22 protein-coding genes are annotated in these 22,291 nt (G+C 67.2%); 13 read left to right on the plus strand and 9 right to left on the minus strand.

Annotated features, from left to right (window positions below; genetic code table 11):
• Positions 1-33 precede the first annotated feature (33 nt).
• Positions 34-486, minus strand: coding sequence for a DUF302 domain-containing protein (locus ACU0DV_RS17230; protein WP_446243122.1), 453 nt, complete (start codon positions 484-486; stop codon positions 34-36).
• A 267-nt stretch (positions 487-753) separates the two neighbouring features.
• Here ACU0DV_RS17230 and ACU0DV_RS17235 point away from each other — a divergent pair, with 267 nt between their 5' ends.
• The 4 genes from ACU0DV_RS17235 (at position 754) to ACU0DV_RS17250 (ending at position 2,905) form a co-directional block, all read left to right on the plus strand.
• A complete protein-coding gene (locus tag ACU0DV_RS17235) occupies positions 754-1,197 on the plus strand; it encodes a DUF4168 domain-containing protein (RefSeq protein ID WP_157814889.1) in 444 nt (147 codons plus the stop codon).
• A 192-nt stretch (positions 1,198-1,389) separates the two neighbouring features.
• Complete coding sequence (hisF, locus tag ACU0DV_RS17240; RefSeq protein ID WP_100927188.1) at positions 1,390-2,148, plus strand: imidazole glycerol phosphate synthase subunit HisF; 759 nt, start codon at positions 1,390-1,392, stop codon at positions 2,146-2,148.
• Entirely contained in the window at positions 2,145-2,552 is a 408-nt protein-coding gene (locus ACU0DV_RS17245; RefSeq protein ID WP_100927189.1) for a hypothetical protein, read from the plus strand. Before hisF ends, ACU0DV_RS17245 begins: the two co-directional genes overlap by 4 nt.
• 44 nt (positions 2,553-2,596) lie before the next feature.
• Entirely contained in the window at positions 2,597-2,905 is a 309-nt protein-coding gene (locus ACU0DV_RS17250) for a phosphoribosyl-ATP diphosphatase (protein ID WP_446243121.1), read from the plus strand.
• 327 nt (positions 2,906-3,232) lie between these two features.
• Here the strand turns inward: ACU0DV_RS17250 and ACU0DV_RS17255 are convergent, their stop codons facing one another.
• The 4 genes from ACU0DV_RS17255 to ACU0DV_RS17270 form a co-directional block, all read right to left on the minus strand.
• Positions 3,233-3,700, minus strand: coding sequence for a CoA-binding protein (locus tag ACU0DV_RS17255; protein WP_446243120.1), 468 nt, complete (start codon positions 3,698-3,700; stop codon positions 3,233-3,235).
• A 200-nt stretch (positions 3,701-3,900) separates the two neighbouring features.
• Positions 3,901-4,947, minus strand: a complete 1,047-nt coding sequence (locus tag ACU0DV_RS17260; protein ID WP_100927191.1) for a DUF2235 domain-containing protein — start codon at positions 4,945-4,947, stop codon at positions 3,901-3,903.
• A 90-nt stretch (positions 4,948-5,037) separates the two neighbouring features.
• The gene (locus tag ACU0DV_RS17265; RefSeq protein ID WP_446243119.1) at positions 5,038-7,332 is read right to left on the minus strand and encodes a xanthine dehydrogenase family protein molybdopterin-binding subunit; all 2,295 of its coding nucleotides are present in this window, start codon (positions 7,330-7,332) and stop codon (positions 5,038-5,040) included.
• A 74-nt stretch (positions 7,333-7,406) separates the two neighbouring features.
• A complete protein-coding gene (locus ACU0DV_RS17270) occupies positions 7,407-8,528 on the minus strand; it encodes a type III PLP-dependent enzyme (protein WP_100927193.1) in 1,122 nt (373 codons plus the stop codon).
• Between the two features lie 111 nt (positions 8,529-8,639).
• Here ACU0DV_RS17270 and ACU0DV_RS17275 point away from each other — a divergent pair, with 111 nt between their 5' ends.
• From ACU0DV_RS17275 to ACU0DV_RS17295, 5 genes are all read left to right on the plus strand, one after another.
• A complete protein-coding gene (locus ACU0DV_RS17275) occupies positions 8,640-9,077 on the plus strand; it encodes an Lrp/AsnC family transcriptional regulator (RefSeq protein ID WP_446243118.1) in 438 nt (145 codons plus the stop codon).
• A gap of 102 nt (positions 9,078-9,179) precedes the next feature.
• The gene (locus ACU0DV_RS17280) at positions 9,180-10,511 is read left to right on the plus strand and encodes a hypothetical protein (RefSeq protein ID WP_446243117.1); all 1,332 of its coding nucleotides are present in this window, start codon (positions 9,180-9,182) and stop codon (positions 10,509-10,511) included.
• Between the two features lie 9 nt (positions 10,512-10,520).
• A complete protein-coding gene (locus ACU0DV_RS17285) occupies positions 10,521-11,933 on the plus strand; it encodes a hypothetical protein (protein ID WP_446243116.1) in 1,413 nt (470 codons plus the stop codon).
• Positions 11,930-13,363, plus strand: a complete 1,434-nt coding sequence (locus ACU0DV_RS17290; protein WP_446243115.1) for a CHAT domain-containing protein — start codon at positions 11,930-11,932, stop codon at positions 13,361-13,363. The genes ACU0DV_RS17285 and ACU0DV_RS17290 overlap by 4 nt, the downstream gene beginning before the upstream one ends.
• 22 nt (positions 13,364-13,385) lie before the next feature.
• Positions 13,386-14,771 (plus strand): hypothetical protein, encoded by a 1,386-nt coding sequence (locus tag ACU0DV_RS17295; protein WP_446243114.1) that lies wholly within the window; start codon positions 13,386-13,388, stop codon positions 14,769-14,771.
• Between the two features lie 20 nt (positions 14,772-14,791).
• Here ACU0DV_RS17295 and ACU0DV_RS17300 read toward each other — a convergent pair whose 3' ends face one another.
• Entirely contained in the window at positions 14,792-15,424 is a 633-nt protein-coding gene (locus ACU0DV_RS17300) for an inner membrane-spanning protein YciB (RefSeq protein ID WP_370311101.1), read from the minus strand.
• Between the two features lie 32 nt (positions 15,425-15,456).
• Positions 15,457-16,359 (minus strand): EamA family transporter, encoded by a 903-nt coding sequence (locus ACU0DV_RS17305; RefSeq protein WP_100927198.1) that lies wholly within the window; start codon positions 16,357-16,359, stop codon positions 15,457-15,459.
• Between the two features lie 78 nt (positions 16,360-16,437).
• Here ACU0DV_RS17305 and ACU0DV_RS17310 point away from each other — a divergent pair, with 78 nt between their 5' ends.
• The gene (locus tag ACU0DV_RS17310; protein WP_100927199.1) at positions 16,438-16,929 is read left to right on the plus strand and encodes an MgtC/SapB family protein; all 492 of its coding nucleotides are present in this window, start codon (positions 16,438-16,440) and stop codon (positions 16,927-16,929) included.
• A 2-nt stretch (positions 16,930-16,931) separates the two neighbouring features.
• Here the strand turns inward: ACU0DV_RS17310 and ftsY are convergent, their stop codons facing one another.
• Complete coding sequence (gene ftsY / locus ACU0DV_RS17315) at positions 16,932-18,017, minus strand: signal recognition particle-docking protein FtsY (protein WP_370311099.1); 1,086 nt, start codon at positions 18,015-18,017, stop codon at positions 16,932-16,934.
• 102 nt (positions 18,018-18,119) lie between these two features.
• Between ftsY and ACU0DV_RS17320 the strand changes: the two genes are divergently transcribed.
• Positions 18,120-19,016, plus strand: a complete 897-nt coding sequence (locus tag ACU0DV_RS17320) for a lytic transglycosylase domain-containing protein (protein WP_446243113.1) — start codon at positions 18,120-18,122, stop codon at positions 19,014-19,016.
• A 191-nt stretch (positions 19,017-19,207) separates the two neighbouring features.
• A complete protein-coding gene (locus tag ACU0DV_RS17325; RefSeq protein ID WP_283982877.1) occupies positions 19,208-19,351 on the plus strand; it encodes a hypothetical protein in 144 nt (47 codons plus the stop codon).
• A gap of 37 nt (positions 19,352-19,388) precedes the next feature.
• Here the strand turns inward: ACU0DV_RS17325 and ACU0DV_RS17330 are convergent, their stop codons facing one another.
• Entirely contained in the window at positions 19,389-21,074 is a 1,686-nt protein-coding gene (locus ACU0DV_RS17330) for an NAD(P)H-dependent oxidoreductase subunit E (RefSeq protein ID WP_446243112.1), read from the minus strand.
• A 185-nt stretch (positions 21,075-21,259) separates the two neighbouring features.
• Here ACU0DV_RS17330 and ACU0DV_RS17335 point away from each other — a divergent pair, with 185 nt between their 5' ends.
• Entirely contained in the window at positions 21,260-22,264 is a 1,005-nt protein-coding gene (locus ACU0DV_RS17335; RefSeq protein WP_446243111.1) for an alkane 1-monooxygenase, read from the plus strand.
• Positions 22,265-22,291: the final 27 nt, after the last annotated feature.

Below are 22,291 nucleotides of genomic sequence, written 5' to 3' on the forward strand. Positions count from 1 at the left end.
CTGAACGGCGTGCCGCCCCGGCGCGGCCCGCCGTCACTCCGGAGACAGGTCGGCGGCCTTCTCCGTCAGCGCCCGCAGCGCGTCGACGATCTCTTCCTGGCCGTCCACACCCTCGTCCACGTTGACGGAATCGAGCATCGGCACGACCTCCTGGTACAGCAGCCAGGTCTCGCCCTCGTCCTTGAAGGCCAGCACCCGCAGCGGCAGCACCAGCCCCGCGCGCATGTTGTCCTTCATCACGGGCGTGCCCAACTTGGGGTTGCCGAAGATCAGCAGTTGCGCATCCGTCAGCTCGACCCCCAGCTCCTGCGCCGCGGCGGCATGGTCGATGCGGGCAAAGATCGTCCCGCCCGCCTCCTCGACCGCCGCCTCCAGCCGGTCCATCGCTTCCGGAACGGTGCCCTTCGCCTTGACCCAATTCAGGTTCTCGTCGGCCAGTGCGCCCAGTGGCAGAAGGGCCAGCGCCGCGGCGATCAATCGTCTCATGAAGTGTCTCCCTGGTCATCTCCACCCGGTCAACACCGCCTTCGCGCCCCCGGTTCCTCCGCTCGCGGCCTTATGATCGCCGCGCATGATTTCAACCGCAGGCGGTTGCCGCCCGCGGAGCACCGCGCACCCCTTCCCCCCATTTCGGCGAGCGCGCGCCGGTTCTTCCGCCCCCGGTTGCGCCGCGTCGCCGTGGCCCTCAGGTTCAGTCCATCGCAGCGCCGGTCCGCCCGGCGCACCCGCAGACCAAACCGATGGAGACCCATGATGACCATCCGCAAATCGATCCTCGGCACCGCAGCCATCCTCGGCATCGCGGCAGCCCCTCTGGCCCCGGCCTTCGCACAAGAGGCAGACACGGCGCCCGCAGAGGCGCCGATGACGCAGGAGGCCCCGGTCGCCGAAACCGCCAGCTTCACCGACGAGCAGCTTGAAAGCTTCGTCACCGCCGCCATGGCCATCGTCGAGATCCGCCAGCAATACACCGCGCAGATCCAGGCCGCCGAAGGCGAAGAGGCGATCACCGATCTCCAGCGCGAGGCGATGACCGAGATGCAGGCCGCGATCACCGAGACCGAGAACCTCGATGTCGAGACCTACAACGAGATCGGCGAGGCCGTGCAGACCGACAAGCAGGTCGGCGAGCGTGTGGCCGCGCTGGTGAAAGAGTTCCGCGCAGCCGACGCGCAGGACACCGAAGGCGAGGGCTGAGGCCACTCCCCCAGGCACAATCGGCCTGACGCCTTTGACGCGCCGCCTCCCCCCGGAGGCGGCGCTTTTCGTTGCCGGTTTCATGTGCCCGAAGCACGCGATCTGGCAGAAAAACCGCGCCCGCGCCCGGCTGTTCACGACGATCTCCGCAGCCCCTTCCCAACATGAAGTTTTCGCGCTAACCCCCGAAGCATGTTGAAGACGCGCATCATTCCCTGCCTCGACGTGGCCGACGGCCGCGTGGTCAAGGGCGTCAACTTCGTCGACCTCGTCGACGCGGGCGACCCGGTGGAAAGCGCCCGTGCCTATGACGCTGCCGGCGCGGACGAGATCTGCTTCCTCGACATTCATGCAACCCATGAGAACCGGGGCACCATGTTCGACGTCGTGACACGCACGGCCGAACAGTGCTTCATCCCCCTCACCGTCGGCGGCGGCGTCCGCACCGTTGGTGACGTCCGCGCCCTCCTGCTCGCGGGCGCGGACAAGGTGAGCTTCAACTCCGCCGCAGTCGCCAATCCCGACGTCGTGGCGGAGGCCGCCGACCAGTTCGGCAGCCAGTGCATCGTCTGCGCGATCGACGCCAAGACCGTATCCCCCGGCAAGTGGGAGCTGTTTACCCACGGCGGCCGCAAACCCACCGGCATCGACGCCGTGGAATTCGCCACCATGATCGCCGCGAAAGGCGCCGGGGAGATCCTGCTGACTTCCATGGACCGCGACGGCACGAAGGCGGGCTTCAACCTGCCGATGACCCGCGCCATCGCCGACGCCGTGGACATCCCGGTGATCGCCTCCGGCGGTGTCGGCACGCTCGACCACCTTGTCGAGGGCGTGACCGAAGGCCACGCTTCCGCCGTGCTCGCCGCGTCGATCTTCCACTTCGGCACCTTCACGATCCAGGAGGCCAAGGCCCACATGGCCGCCGCCGGGATCCCCGTACGCCTATGATCTCCGACGGCTCGGACGTCACGCTCCGCGAGGGCGAGACAGAGCACACCGCCTGCAACTGCTGCGGAAAGCCCACCACCGTGGTGAACGGATACCTCGAGGTCGGCGAACGCTCCGTCGGATGGTACTCCGTCGGCGTGACGCTCGACGCGCCCAACCACCGCCCGCTCTGCCGGCTCTACATCGGCGACTGGTCGCAATCCGCAGGCCCCCGCGAACGCTGGGGGGTGCGCATCGGCATCTCGAGCGACGGGCCGCTCCTGCTCGACTGGTCCCCCGCCGAAGATGCGGAGGCCCGCCCGGTCTTCACCCCGCTGAACCGCTCCCAGATCGAAGGCACCCCGATGGAGCCGCAGTTCTGGACGCTGATCGACCTGATCCTGAAGCACGACAGCCGCCTCTGACGGCGACCTCTCTTTCGCACCGAACGCCTCCGGAAGGACCTCGCATGACCCTGGAAGAGCTCGAAACCATCATTGCCACCCGCGCCAAGGCGTCCCCGGACGAGTCCTGGACCGCCAAGCTGCTGGCCAAGGGCCCAGAGAAATGCGCCGAGAAGTTCGGCGAGGAAGCCGTCGAGGCGATCATCGAGGCGGTGAAGAACGACACCGAAAAGCTCGCGTCAGAGGCCGCGGATGTGCTCTTCCACCTGCTCGTCATGCTGCACGCCCGCGGCGTCACCGTGGCGCAGGTGATGGAGGTGCTGGCCGCCCGCCAGACGCAATCGGGTCTCGCGGAAAAGGCGTCGCGCGGCTGACCTCGCGTTTCGGCCGTGGCGGGCATGCGGCTTTCGGGTCGCGTCGTCCGCCCTGCGACAAAGCCGCCCGTTAACCACGTTTTCCGCCCCTCCCGGCCAAAAGGTTACCAACCGGCCGTTTCAAGGGGTCGAAACGGCCGGTTCACCCCTTACAGGGCGTCAACCTTGGTGAAGAACCGGCAAACGCGGGTCTGGTCAGGGCGAATCCGCCACCACATCTGGCCAACGGCCGCACCGGAAACCACCACGCGCGCGGTCTGAACGGGGTGTTGACGGGACGGTGGGCGGGGCGCCTTTGCGCCTGCGCAAACAGCGCCGGCCCCGTGCTCAAAGCTTCGAGGAAATGATCCCGGTGTTGAAACCGCCCATGCGCAACTCCCCGAAAAGGCGCTGGTATTCGATCTTGGGGCAGCGGTTCATCACCACGTCCACACCCTTCGCCTGCGCCATCTCCGCGGCCTCCGGGCTTTCCACGCCGATCTGCATCCAGACCGTCTTCAGCGCCGGAAACACGTCCAGCGCCTCCTCGACGATCGGCGGCACATGCTCCGACCGGCGGAAGACATCGACCATGTCGACCTCTTCCGGACATTCCGAAAGCGCGACCCTAACTTCCTGACCGAACAGCTTTTTCCCGGCGTGGCCGGGATTGACCGGGATCACCTTGTAGCCCTTCAGCGAAAGGTAGCGCGCCACGTAGTAGCTGGGCCGGACCGGGTTCATCGACACGCCGACCACCGCCACCGTCCTGGTGCGGGTCAGCACGTCCTTCAGGAATGAGTCGTCGTATTTCATAACCGCCACCGTACGCAGCCTTCAGGCAAAGAAAAAGCGCCCGGGATAATTTCCCGGGCGCAAGTCACGGAACGAGGGACAGTGAAGGTCTCGCGGGAGTTCCGGTCCCGCGATCCTGATAAACAGATAGGCGCAAAAGACACAGGTTAAAGGGCAGTAAATAAAATGTGAGCCTTTTCGCTTGACCTCGGCGAAAAACCTTACTCCGCGGGCGCGCCCGCGGGGAATGGCACATCGATGCTTTCGTGCAGCCGCTCCGACGGGTCCCGCCCCAGCACCCGGCGTCGCCGGTTCAGGAACAGCTTGCCAAAGCCCTGCCACGTCCCGACCGAGGGCGCATCCACGTCGCAGGGGAACCTGTCCCGCCAGCCCGGCGGCAGCGCCACGGCGCAGCCCTCCAGCCGCTCCAGCATCCAGACCAGCGGGATGTTCGCCAGGGGCCGCGCCGCCGTGAAACTGCCGATCTGCCCGCCCACGTCGCCATGGGTGCCGCGGAACCAGACCTGCTCCATCACCCCGCGCCAGTCGGGCGGGCGTTCCCACATCACCGGGCTGAACGTCTCCCGCGTCTCGTCCAGCGCCAGCGCGTGGAACCCGTGCCGCACCGAATTGCCCAGCGCGTGGTTGTGAAAGGCGTGGGTCGCATCCGTCATCCGCCAGAGAAGCGGCAGTTGCAGGCCCAGCGCCTTCACCGTGTCCCAGACGCCGACCATCTCCACCAGCGTCACGTCATGGCAGTAGAGGCGCGCAAAATCCTCCGCCGTGTCGCTGTCGGGCGCGTACTGGTAGAGCCTGTAGGCTTGGGTGATGTTCCGCTCCGTCGCGAAGTCCGGCCTCAGCAGGCCGACCCGGTCGATGATCCCCGCCAGCGACCGCGCGGCATAGGCACCGCGCGAAAACCCCAGCAGGAAGATCCGGTCGCCCACCCGGTAGCGCGATGCAAGGTAGCCATAGGCGCGCCGGATTTGCCGGTTGATGCCACGCCCCGAGACCACGTCCCAGGTCGACATCCAGGCTTCCCACTGGATACCCGCCTCGTAGTACAGAGAGGTCCGCCCGACCTCCTTCAACAGCTTGTAGGTCAGGCCCGCGTTGCTCTCCATCCCCGGCTCCAGGGTCGAGGCCGTACCATCGAGGATGATGATGTGATCGCGCGGGCCCCGCCGCGGTTCATAGGGGGTGTGGCCGGTGGCAAACCGCTTGCGGACCCAGCCCAGAACGGTGTTGGCGATCTGCGTGCCGATCATGTCCGGCCTCCCTCGCCAGGATGCATGGGGACGGTCCGGACACAGGGCGCCGGGGCAGAGGCTGAACGCCCGCCCCGTCCGCCCGTTCCGTCACTCAGCCGCGATCCGGTCATTCTCCAGCATCGCCCAGACGCGCATCGGCGTGAAAGGCATGTCCACTTGTCTGATTCCGCGTTCCCACACCGCATCCTGCACCGCGTTCGACACGGCCGCCAGCGCGCCAACGGTCCCCGCCTCGCCGCAGCCCTTCATCCCCATCGGGTTGGCCGTCGAGGGCACCGGCTCCGTCTCGAACCCGATCATGGGTATGAGATCGGCACGCGGCATCCCGTAGTCCATGAACGTTGCCGTGAGCAGCTGCCCGTTTTCGTCGTAGACCACGTGTTCGGTCAGCGCCTGACCCAGCCCCTGCGCCACCCCGCCATGCACCTGCCCCTCGGCCAGCATCGGGTTGATCAGGTTGCCGAAATCGTCGACCACCGTGTAGCGGTCGCAGACGACAAGGCCCGTCTCCGGGTCGATCTCCACCTCTGCGACGTGGCAGCCATTGGGATAGGACCGGCCCGGCAGCTTCGCCGTGGTCTGCCAGACCAGCAGGTCCTCGCGGCCCGCATCCCGCGCCATCTGCACCACCTCCAGCATCGTGGGCGTCAGGTTCGACCCCTCCGCGCGGAAGCGTTCGTCGTCGAACGTCACATCCTCCGTCGCGACGCCCATTTCGCCTGCAAGGAAGGCCGAGAACCCCTCGACCATCTGCGCCACGGCCTGCAGCGTCACGTTGGTCTGCGTCGTGACCGACCGCGATCCGCCGGTGCCGCCACCCGATGCGATCCGGTCGCTATCACCCTGGATCACCTCGATCTTTTCCGCCGGGATGCCGGTCTGGTCGGCAAGGAACTGGCGGAACACCGTCTCGTGCCCCTGCCCGTTCGACTGGGTCCCGACGTAGATCAGCGCACCGTCACCGACAAATTCCACTTTCACATCCTCATGCGGCTGCCCGAGGATAGACTCGATGTAATAACAAACCCCCAACCCGCGCAGCTTCCCCTCCGCGGCGCTGGCCTCTCGCCGGGCGGCAAAGCCGGCGACATCCGCCGAAGCTTCGGCATGGCCAAGCACGCGGGCGAATTCACCCACGTCGTACATTTCCCCGGCCACGGTGGTGTAGGGAAACTGGTCCGGCCTGATGAAGTTGATGCGGCGCAGTTCCATGGGATCGAGGCCCAGCTCGCGCGCGGCACGGTCCATCACACGCTCCAGCACGTAGATCGCCTCCGGCCGGCCCGCGCCGCGATAGGCGTCCACCTGCGTGGTGTTGGTGTAGAAGCCCTCTGCCCGCTGATAGACCGTCTGCATGTCGTAAACGCCCGTCAGGACACGGGAATACAGGAAAGACTGGATCATCTGGCCGAACTGGGAATTGTAGGCGCCAAGGTTCGACCGGGTGTGGGAGCGATAGGCGACGATGCGGTTGTCCGCGTCGAAGGCCAGCTCTGCCAGCGTCACGAGGTCCCGGCCCGCATTGTCGGAGAGCATCGCCTCCGTCCGGTCGGACATCCAGTGCACAGGACGGCCCAGCACCTTCGCGGCGTGCGGCAGCACGAAGTACTCGGGGTAGGCCATGCCCTTCATCCCGAAGCCGCCACCGACGTCGGGATTGGTGGTGCGGACCTTCTCGGCTTCGACCTTGTAGGCGCGCGCCAGTTCCTTCTTCATCCCCCAGACGCCCTGACCGCCAAAGGCCAGGTGCATGCGGTCGCCGTCCCACTCGGCAAAGGCGCCGCGCGGCTCCATGGAGTTGACGATGATCCGGTTGTCCCCGACCTCGAGCGACACGACCTTGGCCGCCGTCTCGAAGGCCGCGTTGGTGGCCGCCTCGTCGCCCAGACCGTAGTCATAGGCCCGGTTGTCCGGCGCTTCGGAATGGATGGCCTCTCCCCCTGCGCCGATCTCCATGTGGGTGGACAGTTCGTCGTAGTCGATCTCCACCAGCTCGGCGGCGTCCTTCGCCTGCTCCAGCGTGTCGGCGACGATCATCGCCACCGCCTCACCGACGAAGCGCAGCCGGTCTTCGGCCATGAGCGGACGCTTGGGCGCGGCGCCCTGCGTGCCGTCGCGGTTGGGCGCACAGGTGTAGGTCATCTGCGCGTCGAGACCGGCCTCTTCCAGGTCAGCCTGGGTGATGACGGCATGGACGCCCGGCGCCTCCAGCGCGGCAGAGACGTCGATCCCCTTCAGCACAGCATGCGCCACGGGCGAGCGCAGGAAATAGGCCCTGAGCGCACCCTCCGGCACGATGTCGTCCACGTAGCGCCCCTGGCCTGTCAGGAACCGCGTGTCCTCGACCCGTTTGACCGGCTGGCTCTTGCCGAACTTCTCCATGGACACACTCCCTCACGCTTCCGGATTTGCCCCGGACCTTAGCCTTTACGGGCCAAGTGTCCAGAGCAGCCCGGTCAGCGCAGGAGCGTGACGATTTTCCGTGCACCGTAACCGTTGAAACGGGTCACGAGGGCGGTGGAATAGGCACCACAGGCATGGAACAGCAGGTAGTCGCCTTCCGCCAGATCTTCGGGCAGCGCCACCTGGTCGGACAGCCGGTCGAGGCTGTCGCAGGTCGGCCCGAAGACGGTATTGGCTACGGTTTCGCCCTGGCGCCGCTTGCCGTCCTGCGAATAGGCCGTTAGCCGCTGCGACGGGGAAAGGTCGCGCCACTCCGACAGGCCGCCGTAGATGCCGTCGTTCAGGAAGACCGCACCGTCGCAGACCGCCTTGACCTGCAGGGCCAGTTCGAACGCTTCGGCCACCATGGCGCGGCCCGGCTCGCAGACCAGAGCGGGGGCCTTCTCGCCGAAAGACACGCGCACGGCGTCGCGGATCGCGTCGAAGATCACCTCAAGGTCCGGTTCCGGGTCGTTGCGGTGCGCGGGGAAGCCGCCGCCGACGTTCAGCCGGTGCAGGGTCACGCCCGACTCTGCCGCGATCTCGGCCGAGGCCGCGATATAGGCCACCCAGGCCTGCGCGTCGCGGCACTGGGTGCCGGGGTGGAAGGTGATCGAGGGCACGCCGCCCTTCGCCTTCACCGCCCGCAGGAGCGCCACGGCCTTCTCCGGCGCCGCGCCGAACTTCGTCCCGAAGTCATAGACGGCACCGGCCACCGGCAGCTTCAGCCGCACGGCGATCTCCGCGCCCTCGATGTCGCCCAGCTTGTCCAGCTCGCTCATCCGGTCCACCGACCACGACACGACGCCGAAATCGCGCGCCGCCGCAACTTCTGCGCGGGAGCGGACGGGGTTGTGGTAGTGCAGCCGTGCCTTGGGATCCACGTCGCGCACCAGCGCCATCTCCTCGGGCGATGCGACGTCGAACGCCTGCAGCCCGGCGCGGGACAGCGCCTCGATCACCACCGGGTCGGGGTTCGCCTTGACGGCATAGGTCACTTCCCCGGGGAAACCGTCGATGAAACGGCGCGCCATGCGGGTCAGCCGTTCCGGATCGTAGAAAAAGACCGGCTCGTCCGGCAATTCCCGGGCCAGCCATTTCGCCGGGTCACTGTAGAAGGTGTCCTGTACAACCATGTGTTCATGTCTCCTGCTCGCGTTCCCCGAAAATGCCCCGACGCCCCTGCGATTCATATCGGCAGGACGGACAGAATGTGCCATTCTCTTCGTCATAATGACGAGGATGACATGCAGATCGACGAAACAGACCGCAAACTGATCGCCGCGCTGGCCGAGAATGCCCGCGCCCCGGTGGCGGAACTGGCCCGCCAGCTGGATCTGGCCCGGACCACCGTGCAGGCGCGCATCGACCGGCTGGTCGCCAGCGGCGCCATTGCCGGATTTACCCTCCGGCGCGGTCCCGGCCTGCGGCCGCCGCTGCGCGCCACGGTTCTGATCTCGCTGGAACCGAACGAAGCCGCCGCCGTGCTGTCGCGCCTGAAGGCCATGCCGGAGGTCGAGACGGTGCACACCACCTCCGGCCGTTTCGACTTCCTCGTCAGCCTGACCGCCGCCACGACGGAGGCGCTGGACATCAGCCTCGACAAGATCGTGGAGGCCAAGGGCGTCCGCAGCTCCGAAAGCCTGATCCACCTCTCGACAAAGATCGACCGCGTCGGCCGCTGAAGGCGCAAGGACCTTGCCGGGAATGCGCGCCCTGATTGACAGATGTGCGCCAGCGTTTACCATGACGGTGTATTTTATTAACGAATATTCAGGAGCGCGCGTATGCCCGGTTCCCCAGATGCCCCCGTTTTCACCCACACCGGCTTTCTCGGGCAGACGGTTCCCTTCCACGCCATCACTTACGACAAGGCCGGGGTCTGCACCTCTCCGGCGACGCGCGACGCGGTCCTGCGCCTGATCCGCGACGGCGGCTACACCGACACGATCCTGTTCAGCCACGGCTGGAACAACGACTGGGACGATGCCATGCGCCTCTACCGCACCTTCATGGAAGGTGTCTGCGCCATGGCCGACCAGCGCGGCGACATCCTGCCCGGCGGCATCAAACCCCTGTTCCTCGGCGTGTCGTGGCCCAGTGCGGCGCTGCTCTGGCCGTGGGAAGAGACGCCCGACCTTGCCGCCGGGACGCCGGAACCCGTCGAGGAAAGCACCGATGCGGAGCTCTTGCGCGAGGACATGGACCCGGAGGAAGCAGAGGCCCTGACCGCTTTCCTGACCGGGAAGGAGACCCTCTCCGGTCCCGAGCTTGCGCGGCTGTCGGACCTGCTCGCCCCGCAGTTCGCCCATGCCGACGAGGACGAGACGGAGACCGCGGCACAGTTCACCGCGCGCGACCTCGAACACACCTTCCGGTCCGCCGGTATCCTGGCCGAGGGTCCGGAGGACGAAGGCGGCGGCTTCGACAGCGGCGGCACAATCGACGACACGCCCACCCATGACCCGCAGGCTGCCGGCGGCCCGCTCTCCGGCGTCTTCGGCCTGCGCAAGGCGCTGAGGATGGCCACAGTCCTGAAGATGAAGGACCGCGGCGGGATCGTGGGCGCCAATGGCGTGGCGACGCTGTTGCAACGCCTCTTGGGCGAGACCGGCACCCGCCTTCACCTGGTCGGCCATTCTTACGGCGCGAAGGTGACGATGACCGCGCTCAGCCGGGTGCAGGCGCCACGCGCGGTGGAATCCGTGCTGCTTCTCCAGCCCGCGGTGAACCACCTCGCCTTCTCTCCCGACGTGGAGGGGCGGCCCGGCGGGTTTCGCAAGGTGCTGGAACGGTGCCGCAAGCCTGTGCTGACGACCCGGTCGAAGAACGACATCCCGCTCCGGCATGTCTTCCACCTGGCCGTCCGCCGGCGCAGTGACCTGGGCGAGATGCAGTTCGCCTCCGGCGTCAGCCAGTTCGCAGCGATGGGCGGCTACGGTCCGCACGAACTTGCGCCGGGCGAGCTGCTGGAAGTCAACCTGCCCGACCGTGGCATCACCTATCCCGACCTTTCCGGCCACGCGGTGATCGACCTGAACGGCGACGGGCGCATCACCGGCCATTCCGACGTCACCAATCCCTACACCTTCTGGGCGATGCTCCAGAACCTGCGCTGAAAGGACCCGATGGCCACCCTCGTCCGCTCCTCCGAACATCTGCTCGCGGTCTGCTGCACGGTCGAGATGTCGCGGAGCGGGGCGCTGCTGGCCGCCGAACCCTTCCGCGGCGAGGAGGCGCTGGCCGAACCGCTGCGCGTGCCGCTGACCGACCTCGGGTTTCCGGCCACGATCCGGGAACGGCAGAACGGTTTCAGACCGAAGGTGCCCGACGCGCTGAAGGCGATGTTCGAATGGCTGGGCGATCAGGCCGACGGGCCGGAGGCGCTCTGGATTCAACTCGCCTACGGCGCGGAGACGCTTGGCGCCTACCCCTGGGAAGAGGTGTTTTCCGACACCTGCGGACGGGCGATCCTGCGGGTGCCGAACTTCGTCCGTCCGGGTTACACACCGGCTTCAGACCGGCCCATCGCGATCTGCGGGGCCACGCCCCGGGCCAAGGGGATCGAGGACTGGGGCGACGCACTTCTGGACCTGCTGGACAGCCTGCCGGTGTTCGAGAACCGCGATATCGTGCTGTTCCATGGCGACGACATGGTGCCCGACCCGGTGCGAGACCTTGACCGCCTGGGCCAATCCTACCCGCATTTCCGTTTTCTCCGCGCACCCCTTCCCGATGCGGCGGATGCACCGGCGCGCGCACGGACCATCCCGCAGTCCAGCGAGGTCAGCAATCCGTGGCTGACATGGATGGCTGCCGCGCTTGGCCCCGAAGGCGCGCATGCCGTCCATTTCCTCTGCCCCGGCTACGCCAGCAACACGCATGGCGCGCTGGCCCTGCCGGAAAGCCCGCTGTTCGACCGCGACGCGCAATGGTCCCGCTTTGTCGGCGCGCAAGAACTCGCACGGTTCTGCGACACCATCGGCGCGCAGCTTGTCACCCTGACCGCCCTTGGCGGCCCGCAATGGTCCACCGGCCTACGCCTCCTGCTGAACGAATTGTCATGGCGGCGTCCCGGCCCCGTCCTGCTGAACCTCCGCCAGCACGACCACCAGCTTGCCGCCGCCTTCCACGCCCTGGCCGGAGAGCCGTTCTACCCGGACCCGGCGCCGGGGCTCGTGTTCTCCGTCCATCCAAAGGCCATTTCCGCCGCCGAATCCGTCGCCGCCTTCCAGACAATCACCCGGGGCGTGCGAACCGCCACCTTCGCGCCCTCCGCGCCGCCCTCCGGAAACACCCAGGGCACCGGGCATCCTGCGCCATTCGGGATGCCCGAAGACCTCTCCACGGCCTCGCCCGAGACGCAAACCTCAGACAGCGCCTTGGCGCTCCCCGCCGAACTTCAGCGCACGCTCGACCAGATCGGCAGCGCGCGGCCCAAGTCCCGCACGCAGGAGGCGCGCGATCAGGGGGCCCTCCGCGCGCTGGAGTTCGTCTCGAAACTGACCGGCGGCGACTTTGGCGGGGGGACGGGCCGATGAGCGTCACCCGTATCCGGTTCGACCGCGCCATCGGCCATGACATGACCGAATATACACAGTTCCACATCGAGGCGCCGGGCGTCGCCCTGCGCGACGCGCCCCGGCCGCCGCTGCAGATCGCGGCGCACAAGGCGGTGTTCGACGCCTTCGACGCCGCCGGACCCGACGACGACGTGGTGCGCGCGGCGGGCGATGCGCTCTGGACCTGCCTGTCGGTCCACCGCAACACCGAAGAGGCGTTCCGCCCGATCCTGAGCAACGGCGCCACGGACGGGGCGCTGCGGCTGGCCTTCTCCGACCTCGCGGGCGATGCCAAGGCCCTGCCGTGGGAGGCGCTGCGCGAGACGCAGGCCGGTTTCCTCTGCTTCGACCGCCGCATTCCGATCCTGCGCGAGGTCGAGACAGAGACCACCCCCGACCTGCAGATCGCCCGCACCGACACGCTGCGTTTCCTTGCCGTGATCGGTGCGCGCGGCGACGACGGTCAGGGAGAATGGGCCAGACTTCACAAGGCGCTCCGGTCGCTCGACGGCAAGGTAAAGGTGCGGGCTCTGATCCTCGCCTCGCGGCAGGACCTCGAGGACGAGATCAACGCCATCGGCGACCCGCAGATCCAGGCCGAGACCATACCGCATGGCGCCGACGCTCTCGTGGCGCGGATCGAGCGCTTCGGTCCGCATGTCGCCCATCTGTTCTGCCACGGCTACGCCGGTGCCCAATCCGTGCTGGAGATCGAGGACGGCTCGGTCAACTATGGCGGCACACAACCCACGTGGCTGATGCGGGGCGACCTCCTGCGCGCGCTTTCGGCCAAGGCATGGCTCGTGGTCCTGAACGCCTGTTCGCTGGCCGATGTGGGCGATGCGGAGGACGGCGGGCTGGGCACGCCCGAAACCGCCAGCCTGTGCGAGGATCTGGTGCAATCAGGTATCCCGGTGGTGGTGGGGATGCGCGGGCCGATGCTTGCGGAATACGCCCATGCCTTCGGCGGCGCCTTTCATGAACGGGCGCTGAAGGCGCTGGGTCACGCCATTGCGCAGGGCGGCGGAGAACTGGACCTTGGCGCCTGTTTCTCCGAAGCGTGCTGCGCCATCCTTGCCAATCCGCCGCTGCCGCCGATGCTGGCGGCCGCCCGCATCCGCGACTGGACTTTCCCGGTCATGACACTCCGCAGCGGCCCGCTGAGGATCAGGGTCATCGGCGGCGGCGCTGCCCCCGCAGGCGCCGCGCCCGACGACGACGAGGCCACGCTTCTCGCCCGCGAGGAAGCCATCGGCGAACGCGAGGTGCTGGCCGACATGCTCGACACACGCGGCGACATGCTGCCGGACGATGCCGTGCGCGAGATCCGGGCGCGCATCGCAGAGCTGGAAGCGCAACTGAGTGCCCGCGCCCGCCCGGCCGAGGACACGGCCCTCGACGAGGCCTGAGCCGCCACGGAGACCGCCCGCCATGACCTTGCCCGACACGCTGCAACTGAACGCATGGACCGGCGGCGACAACACAGGCGCGGTCGACCCCGATCTGAAACGCCATCTGCTGGGCCTGCCCTTCGCCGGGCAGAGCCGCAGGCTGCCCGCCGCCCCAGTCCCGCAAGACCGGTGGCAGGACCCGAAGGTCGGCTGGGGTGTGATCCTGCCTGAGAACCGCGAACTGACGCGCGCCGAACTGGCCACCGCCATGGACGCCCCTGCCCCGATCCGTGAACTGGTTGCGCGCCGCAGCGATGCGCCGGTCTTTCGGGTCGGCCAAGGCTGGCAGCCGGGCACCCTGCGCCGCTATGCGCCGGACGGCTCGGCCATGGACATCGACATCCACGCCGGACGCATCGGCACGGCACCCGGCCATATCCCCCGCTACCTGCTGATCGTCGGCAGCCCGGCGCAGATCCCGTGGGACGTGCAATATGACCTGCACCTGACCTACTTCACGGGCCGCCTCGACCTCGATGACACCGGGCTGGGTCACTACGTCGACGCGTTGCTGTCCGACTGGCAGGGCAGTCCGGTGATGAAGGCGAACACGCTGTCCTGGACGGTCGATCACGGCGGCGGGGACATCACCACCCTGATGCGCCAGACCATCGGCGACCCGATCCACGACCGCTTTGCCACCGACCCGGTGCCCGAACTCGTCGCGGGCGCGCGGGTGTTGCGCGGGCCACAAGCGACCCAAGCCGGGCTGGCCGCCGCCATCGAAGAACGGCATCCCTCCCTCATCGTGTCGACCAGCCACGGAGACACAGCGCCGCTGGATGACGTCGACCTGATGCGGAGGAACCTCGGCCTGCTGATCGACGCCGACCTGCGCCGCCTGGACCCCGCGCTTCTGAGCGGGGCCGCCGCGCCATCGGGCGCTATCTGGTTCGCGCAGGCCTGCTGTTCTGCCGGAAGCTCGGCGCGCACCGCCTATGACGGCGTGCTGAAGGCCGGGACCGCCGCCGACCGGATCGTGCGGGCCGTGGCCGGATGTGGGGAAACGACAGCGCCCTTGCCGCGCGCCCTGCTGGGCGCGTCAAAACCGCTGCGCGCCTTCGTCGGCCACGTGGAGCCGACATTCGACTGGTCCCTGAAGAACCGGAAGACCGGGCAGTACGTGACGACCTCGATCCTCGAATGCTTTCATACGGGGTTGTTCACCGGCCAGCCCATCGGCATGGCGCTGGACCGGGTGCGCGCGACGGGTGCGTCCTTCCGCAACAGCCGCGACATCGCGGAGCAGCGCCTTCTGGCCAACCGCGACGAAAGCCAGCTTGGCGACATCCTTGCCGCGAAGCTGATCGCCGACGACTGGCGATCCATCGTCCTGCTGGGGGATCCGACCTGCCGGGTGTGGTGACACACATCGGCCCGGAACGCTCACTCCGCCGGTTTGTCGGCCTCGGCCTCATCCTCGATGGCGTAGGTCTTGAACAGGTTGCCCTGGGTCATGAAGAAGGCAAAGACCGCCGCGGTCAGACCGAACGTCTTGAAATAGACCCATGTCTCCGTCGACATGGTGCGCCAGATGACTTCGTTCAGGACCGCCAGCCCGAAGAACATCAGCATCACGCGGCGCGTCAGGATCATCCACCCTTCCTGCCGGAGCGGCATCAGCCCCTCCATCACCGCGCGCAGCCAGCTTTCGCCGCGCAGAAGCCCGATCCCCAGTGCCGTGCCGAACAGCAGGTAGATCAGCGTCGGCTTCATCTTGAAGAACCGGTCGTCGTTCAGCCAGACCGACAGGCCGCCGAAGATCACGATCAGCACCGCTGTCACAAGCTGCATCCGGCTGAGGTGCCCGGTCAGCTTCCACAACAGGCCGGTGGCGATCAGGAAGACCGGGATGAACCCGGCAGTGACCACGATGAAGCCCTCGTACTCCGTCCCGCCGATGGTGAAGATCCGGTCCTTCAGCGCAAGGTAGGCCGCGAAGAAGGCAAGCAGCGGCCCGAACTCCAGCGCGCTTTTCAGCATCGGGTTGATCGGGCGCGGCCCGGCTTGGTCGGTCATGTGAGGCTCCCTTTTGTCCCCAGATAGTGGCTTCAGCCGCCCAACTCAACGATCACCGCACCCGCCGCGATCAAGGTCATGAGAGCGATGCGCCGGGGGCCCACCGTTTCGCGCAGCACCAGCCAGCCGATGACCGCCGCGAAGACGGTGGAGGTTTCGCGCAGCACCGCCGCTTCGCCCACCTTGTCGAGCCGCGTCGCCAGCATGATGGAGCCGAAGCTGAAGAAGGCGACAAACGCGCCGATCACGCCCCGGACCATCAGGGGCGGAAGCTCCGGTTTCACCGCCATCGACCGCCAGCGCACCGCGGCGATGCCGGGCATGAGCCAGCCGTCGATGAAGAAGAACCACGCAAGGAAGGTGAACGGGTCCGCCGTGGCGCGGATGCCGTAGGCGTCATAGGTCGTGTAAAGCGCCACGAACAGGCCGGTCGCCACGCCGAACCCCAAGGCGGCGGGCAGCGTGTCCCGGTCGACCTCAAGGAAGATCAGGTTGTAGACGGCAAGCCCGAAGATCCCGCACAGCAGCACAGCGACCCCCATCCACTGCATCGGTGCAAACCGTTCGCCAAAGACCAGCGACGCGCCGATGACGGCAAACAGCGGGCCGGTGCCCCGCACCACCGGATAGACCACCGTGTAGGCGCCGCGCGTGTAGGCCAGGGCCTGCAGCACCTTGTAGAACGCGTGGATGACGAAGGCGCCGGCAAAGATCGGCCACATATGCGGCTCGGGCCACGGCACGACGAACAGCGCGAAGGGCGCCGCGATCAGGCCGTAACTTCCGTCGATGGCGCCGCGCGACAGCCACGGATCGTGGCGCCCCTTCTGAAGCGCGCCGAAAGCCGCGTGCAGGAACGCGGCCAGAACCGCCAGCCAGAGCGCAAGGGTGTGCCCCGCCTCCGTGCCCTCAAGGGAAATCAGCCAGTCGCTCATCGACACTCGTTCTCGGAACCCGGCGCCTTGTCGGGCGGTTGGAGGTTATGACGTTCTTGTAACACCCGGAGGTTCCGCATGTTTGAACAGGTCGCTGGCGAACTTGGGTCCAGCTTCTCTGTCGTCCCCGCATCGCTCGCGTTCACACGCTTGCTGGTGGCGGTGGTCCTGTCAGCAATTGTCGGATTGGAGCGGGAGTTGCAAGGCAAACCCGCCGGTCTCAGGACGCATATCCTCGTCGCGGTCGCCGCCTGCCTCTTCGTGCTCGTCGGGCAGGAGCTGTCGTCCATCGAGTTCGGCAATACAGGCGAACAGCGTCACGACCCGCTGCGGATGATCGAGGCGGTCACCGCCGGTGTCGCCTTCCTGGCGGCGGGCGTGATCTTCACCAGCGGTGGGCAGGTGCAGAACCTGACCACGGGCGCCTCGCTCTGGCTGTGCGGCGCCATCGGACTCGGCTGCGGGGCGGGCAGCATCGCGCTGGCCTCCATGGCGACGGGGATCGTCGTTGTGGTGCTGTTCGTGTTGGGTCAGGTGGAGAAGTTGATCGGAACGAACAACGACGCCTGAACTCAGGGTTCCAGCCCGGTCAGGGCCGCCGCGAATTCCTCGGGGTCGAAGGGGGCCAGGTCGTCGATCTGCTCCCCCACCCCGATGGCGTGGATCGGCAGACCGAACTTGTCGGCAAGCGCCACCAGCACACCGCCCTTCGCCGTACCGTCGAGCTTTGTCATCACGAGGCCGGTCACATCCGCCAGCTGCCGGAACGCCTCAACCTGGATCAGGGCGTTCTGGCCGGTCGTGGCATCCAGCACCAGCAGCGTGTTGTGCGGCGCGTCCGGGTCCTTCTTGCGGATGACGCGGACGATCTTCGCCAGCTCCTCCATCAGGTCGGCGCGGTTCTGCAACCGCCCCGCCGTGTCGATCATCAAGAGGTCCGCACCCTCGGCCTGCGCCTTGCCCATCGCGTCGAAGGCGAGGCTGGCGGGGTCGGAGCCTTCGGGCGCGGTCAGCACGGGCACGCCCGCGCGTTCGCCCCAGACCTGCAGCTGTTCGACAGCCGCCGCCCGGAAGGTGTCGCCGGCCGCGATGACCACCGACTTGCCGGCCGCCTTGAACTGGCTGGCGAGCTTGCCGATCGTCGTCGTCTTGCCCGATCCGTTCACGCCGACCACCAGCACGACCTGCGGCTTCTTGGGATACAGCGGCAGGGGACGCGCGACGCTTTCCATCACGCGCGCGATCTCCTCGGCCAGCAGTTCCTTGATCTCGCGGGCCGAAACACGGCGGCCCATGCGCCCTTCGGCGATGTTCGAGGTCACGCGCAGCGCCGTGTCGACCCCCATGTCGGAGGCGATCAGCAGCTCTTCGAGGCTTTCGAGCATGTCGTCGTCCAGCACGCGGCGCGGCTCCGTGTCCTCGGGCTGGCCGATGAGGCGCCCCAGCAGGCCAGGCCGACGCGTGCCCTGCGGCTCCGTCTCTTCCGGCAGCGGCATCGGCTCCATCACTGACATTGGCGCTTCGGGCGCCGGTGCGTCGGCATTTGCGTCGTCGGCAGCCGTCTCTTCGCTGCCCTCCTCGACGATGGCGTCGAGCCCTTCGTCGAGCTTGGACGACGTCTTGAACAGACGGTTTTTCAGCTTTCCGAAAAACGACATGTGCGGGGCCCCGTACCTTCTGGATCAGTCACACCTAATACGCCGGGCCGCTTAATGAAAGTGTGAGTTGACCATCCATCCCGGTCCCCCCTTACTGCAGCCATGCGCGTGTTCCTGTTCCTGCTTCTCCTCATACCGGCGTCACTTCAGGCCCGGCCCGACGAGCCGGGCAGCCTGTGCTCCTCGGGGGCTTTCGGGCAGGTACAGTGCATCCGCCCCTCGCACTTCGTGTACGACACCTGCCAGGCGCTGGAGGCCTTCGCCAACGATGCCGGAATCGACCCGCATTTCTTCGCCCGGCTGATCTGGCAGGAAAGCCGGTTCGACCCCAACGCCCTGTCCCACGCCGATGCGATGGGGATCGCCCAGTTCATCGCCTCCACCGCCAGGTTGCGCGGGCTGCGTGATCCCTACAATCCGGCGGAGGCGCTGGAATACTCGGCGGAATACCTGGGAGAGCTGTCGCGGCGCTATGGGAACCACGGGCTTGCGGCGGTGGCTTACAACGGCGGCGAACGGCGCGCCGACGGGCTTGTGGCCCGGACCGGCGGCCTTGCAAAGGAAACCATCGACTACGTGAAGATCATCACCGGTCTGAAGGCCGAGACGTGGCGCGATGCCCCGCCGGTGGAGCCGGACTTCACGCTGGACGACGATCTGCCCTTCCGCGATGCCTGCCACGAGCTGGGCCGCAAGCGACGGCTGACCGCATACCCGGAACAGGAACCCTCGGGGCCCGTGGTCCCGGACTGGGGCGTGCAGGTCGCCTTCGGCGTTTCGGAGAAGGCGGCGCTGGCCAAGTTCCGCAGCACCACGCGACGATGCCGGTCGGTGTTCGGCTCGGAAGAACCGCTTCTCATCTGGTCGAAAAGCCGGGCCAGTCCGCGCGGCGGATACTACATGGCCCGCTTCGGCCGGGACAGCCGCGATGCTGCCTGGAACATGTGCAGCAAGCTCAAACGCAGCGGCTGCATCTGCGCGGTCTATCGCAACGACTGAAGCTGTGAATAAAGCGCCTGCTCTTTCACTTTTCAGGCCAATATTCCGCATCAAGGCCCTAAAACCGCGCCCGGCGCCGCTCTTTTCGAACATTCCCCCGGACGTCTGACATGCACGCAACTTGCTCAGGATCAAGGTTTATGCCGCTGGTCCGTGTCACAATGGGCCGTAGCAGAACAAAGGAGAGGCGAATGATCTATGTCCTGTTCGGCGCCGTGGCGCTGCTGACCCTGGCAGGTACGCAGGGCGCGCGGCCAAGCCGCCGTGTGGTTACAGTCCCGGCGCGGTCCGCCAAGCCACGCGCAAGCGTCCGGGTCCGGGTCCGGCCGAACTGAACCAAGAAGCAGGGCGGGACAGTCCCGCCCTGGCCCTTCAGATCTCGTCCGCGAAGTGCTGGATCGTCAGGCGGATCGGGTTCGGTGCCGCCTGCCCCAGCCCGCAGATCGAGGCATCCGCCATCGCCTGGCACAGCTCTTCCAGAAGCGGCTGGTCCCACTTCTCCGCCATCATCAGCTTGACCGCCTTTTCGCAGCCCACGCGGCACGGGGTGCACTGGCCGCAGCTTTCGTCCTCGAAGAACTGCAACATATTGAGCGCGGCGTCGCGGGCGGAGTCCTTGTCGGAGAGCACCACGACCGCCGCCGAACCGATGAAGCTGCCGTGCGGCTGGAGCGTGTCGAAGTCCAGCGGGATGTCGTTCATCGACGCGGGCAGCAGTCCCGACGACGGGCCGCCCGGCTGGTAGGCCTTGAACGTATGCCCGTCGAGCATCCCGTCCGCTGCCTTGATGACGTCCATGATCGTCGACCCCGCAGGCAGCAGATGCACGCCCGGCGACTTCACCCGGCCCGACACCGAATAGGAGCGCAGCCCCTTCCGGCCGTTCTTTTCCACCATCGACAGGATGTGCGGCCCCTCGCGGCAGACCTTCGACACCCAGTAGAGCGTCTCGACGTTGTGGACGAGCGTCGGGCGGTCGAAGACGCCCACCTGCGCCACGTAGGGCGGACGATGGCGCGGGATGCCGCGCTTGCCCTCGATCGACTCGATCATCGCGCTTTCTTCGCCGCAGATGTAGGCGCCGGCGCCGCGCCGCAGGTCGATGTAATCCTTCTCGACGATCCCGGCCTCTTCCAGCGCACGGATCTCGCGGCGCAGGATCTCGATGATGCCCGGATATTCGTCGCGCATGTAGATGAAGCAGCGCTGTGCCTCCACCGCCCAGGCGGCGATCAGCATTCCCTCAAGGAAAACATGGGGTTCGCCCTCGATGTACACGCGATCCTTGAAGGTACCCGGCTCACCCTCGTCGCCGTTGACCGCAAGGTAGCGCGGCCCGGGATTGGCGCGCACGAAACCCCATTTGCGGCCCGAGGGGAAACCCGCGCCGCCCAGCCCGCGCAGCCCGGAGGACAGGATCTTCTCCTGCACCTTTTCCCAGTCGCCTTCGGCACGCAGCGTCTTCAGTTCGCTGTAGCCGCCCTCTTCGAGGTAGGCGGCAAGCGTCTCGTAGGGGTCGATATGGGCGTGGGTCTCGCCGGCGGCGATGGCCGCCTCCACCTTCTCCACCGTGGCGTGGCCGATGTGGTTGTGCCCGAGTTCCAGAACCGGGGCGGTGTCGCAGCGGCCCATGCAGGGCGCGCGCAGCACGCGGACCTGCTCCGGGTCCATGCCGTTTTCCAGCGCGTCGCGGAGCTGTTCCGCCCCGGCAAGCTCGCAGGAGAGCGAATCGCAGACGCGGATCGTCAGTGCGGGCGGCGGCGTCTCCCCTTCCTTCACCACGTCGAAATGGGCGTAGAAGGTAGCGACCTCGTAGACCTCGGCCATGGACAGGCGCATTTCCTCGGCCAGCGCGCGCAGGTGCGCCGCCGACAGGCAACGGTATTCATCCTGGATCAGGTGCAGGAACTCGATCAGCAGGTCGCGGCGGCGCGGACGATCGCCCAGAAGGTCGCGTACCTCGGCCCAAGCCTTGTCCTCGACCTGACGTCCCTTCGGGGTCCGGCGTCCCCGTCCCTTGCCCGATTTCCATACGCCCTTGCGCTCGTCGAGTGCCATTGACGCACCTCCCCGTATTCGTGTTGGCGCAGCTTACCGTCAGCCACGTCCCGGGCGCAGATGAAAAACGACGCCCTGGGGCATGGCTCCGCCGCGAAATGCCCCGTCTTTTGCCTGATGGGTGACGGAAAGTTCCGATAGAGGTAAGACATCCAATGGTATCGGGCAGCGTTCCGGGGGCAATGATGGCACGATTCACACTCGCGACGCTGGGCATGGTGGCGCTTCTGGCGCTGGCCATGGTTCTGGGTGCGCCCTTCCCGGTACTGGGCTTGCTCTACATCACCGTCTTCACCTTCTTCATGGACAAGCTGACGGCCCTAGCCGCCCCTGACCGGCCGGAGGCGGAGTTCCCGGTGGGGAACGCGCTGTCGGTGACGCTTGGCCTGCTGCACTTTCCGCTGCTTTACGGTGGCGTTTGGGCGATCGCAGAGGGCGCCATATCCGTCTTGGACACGGTTTGCCTGTTCGCGGCGCTGGGTCTGTTCCTCGGCCAGGTGTCGAACTCGAACGCGCACGAGCTGATCCACCGCTCCCCCCGCGCCATGCGGCGGTTGGGGGTGGCGGTCTATTCCTCGGTGTTGTTCGGTTTCCATGCCTCGGCGCACACCCGAGTGCACCACGTCCATGCCGCCACACCAAAGGATCCCAACTCGGCCCCCATGGGCGAAGGGTACTGGCGCTTCGCCATGCGGGCTTGGCGCGGCGCGCTGGTCGAAGGGTTCCGGGCAGAACGGAGGCTGGGCCGCCGGGGTCTGTCGCACCCCTATGCGGCCTATGGCCTTGGCGCGGTGTTGTCGCTGGTGATCGCCGGGGCCGTTGCGGGGTTGCCGGGCGTTCTGGTGCTGCTCGGGCTCGCGGCCTACGCGCAGGCGCAACTGCTGCTGTCGGATTACGTCCAGCACTATGGCCTGCGCCGCAAGGAGGTGGCGCCGGGCAAGTATGAACCCGTCGGCCCCGCCCACAGCTGGAACGCGCCACAGGGCTTTTCGTCTGCGCTGATGCTGAACGCGCCGCGTCACTCCGACCACCACGCGCATCCGTCGCGGCATTACCCCGGGCTGGAACTGGACCGTTCCGCCATGCCGATCCTACCGCATTCGCTGCCCGTCATGGCGGTCCTTGCGCTGGTCCCGCCGCTCTGGCGCCGCGTCATGGACAAGCGCGTGCGCCGCTGGCAGACCGCCTGACGCGCACCCGGGCGATCCTCCGCCCAC

The organism is Sagittula sp. (assembly GCF_052825245.1).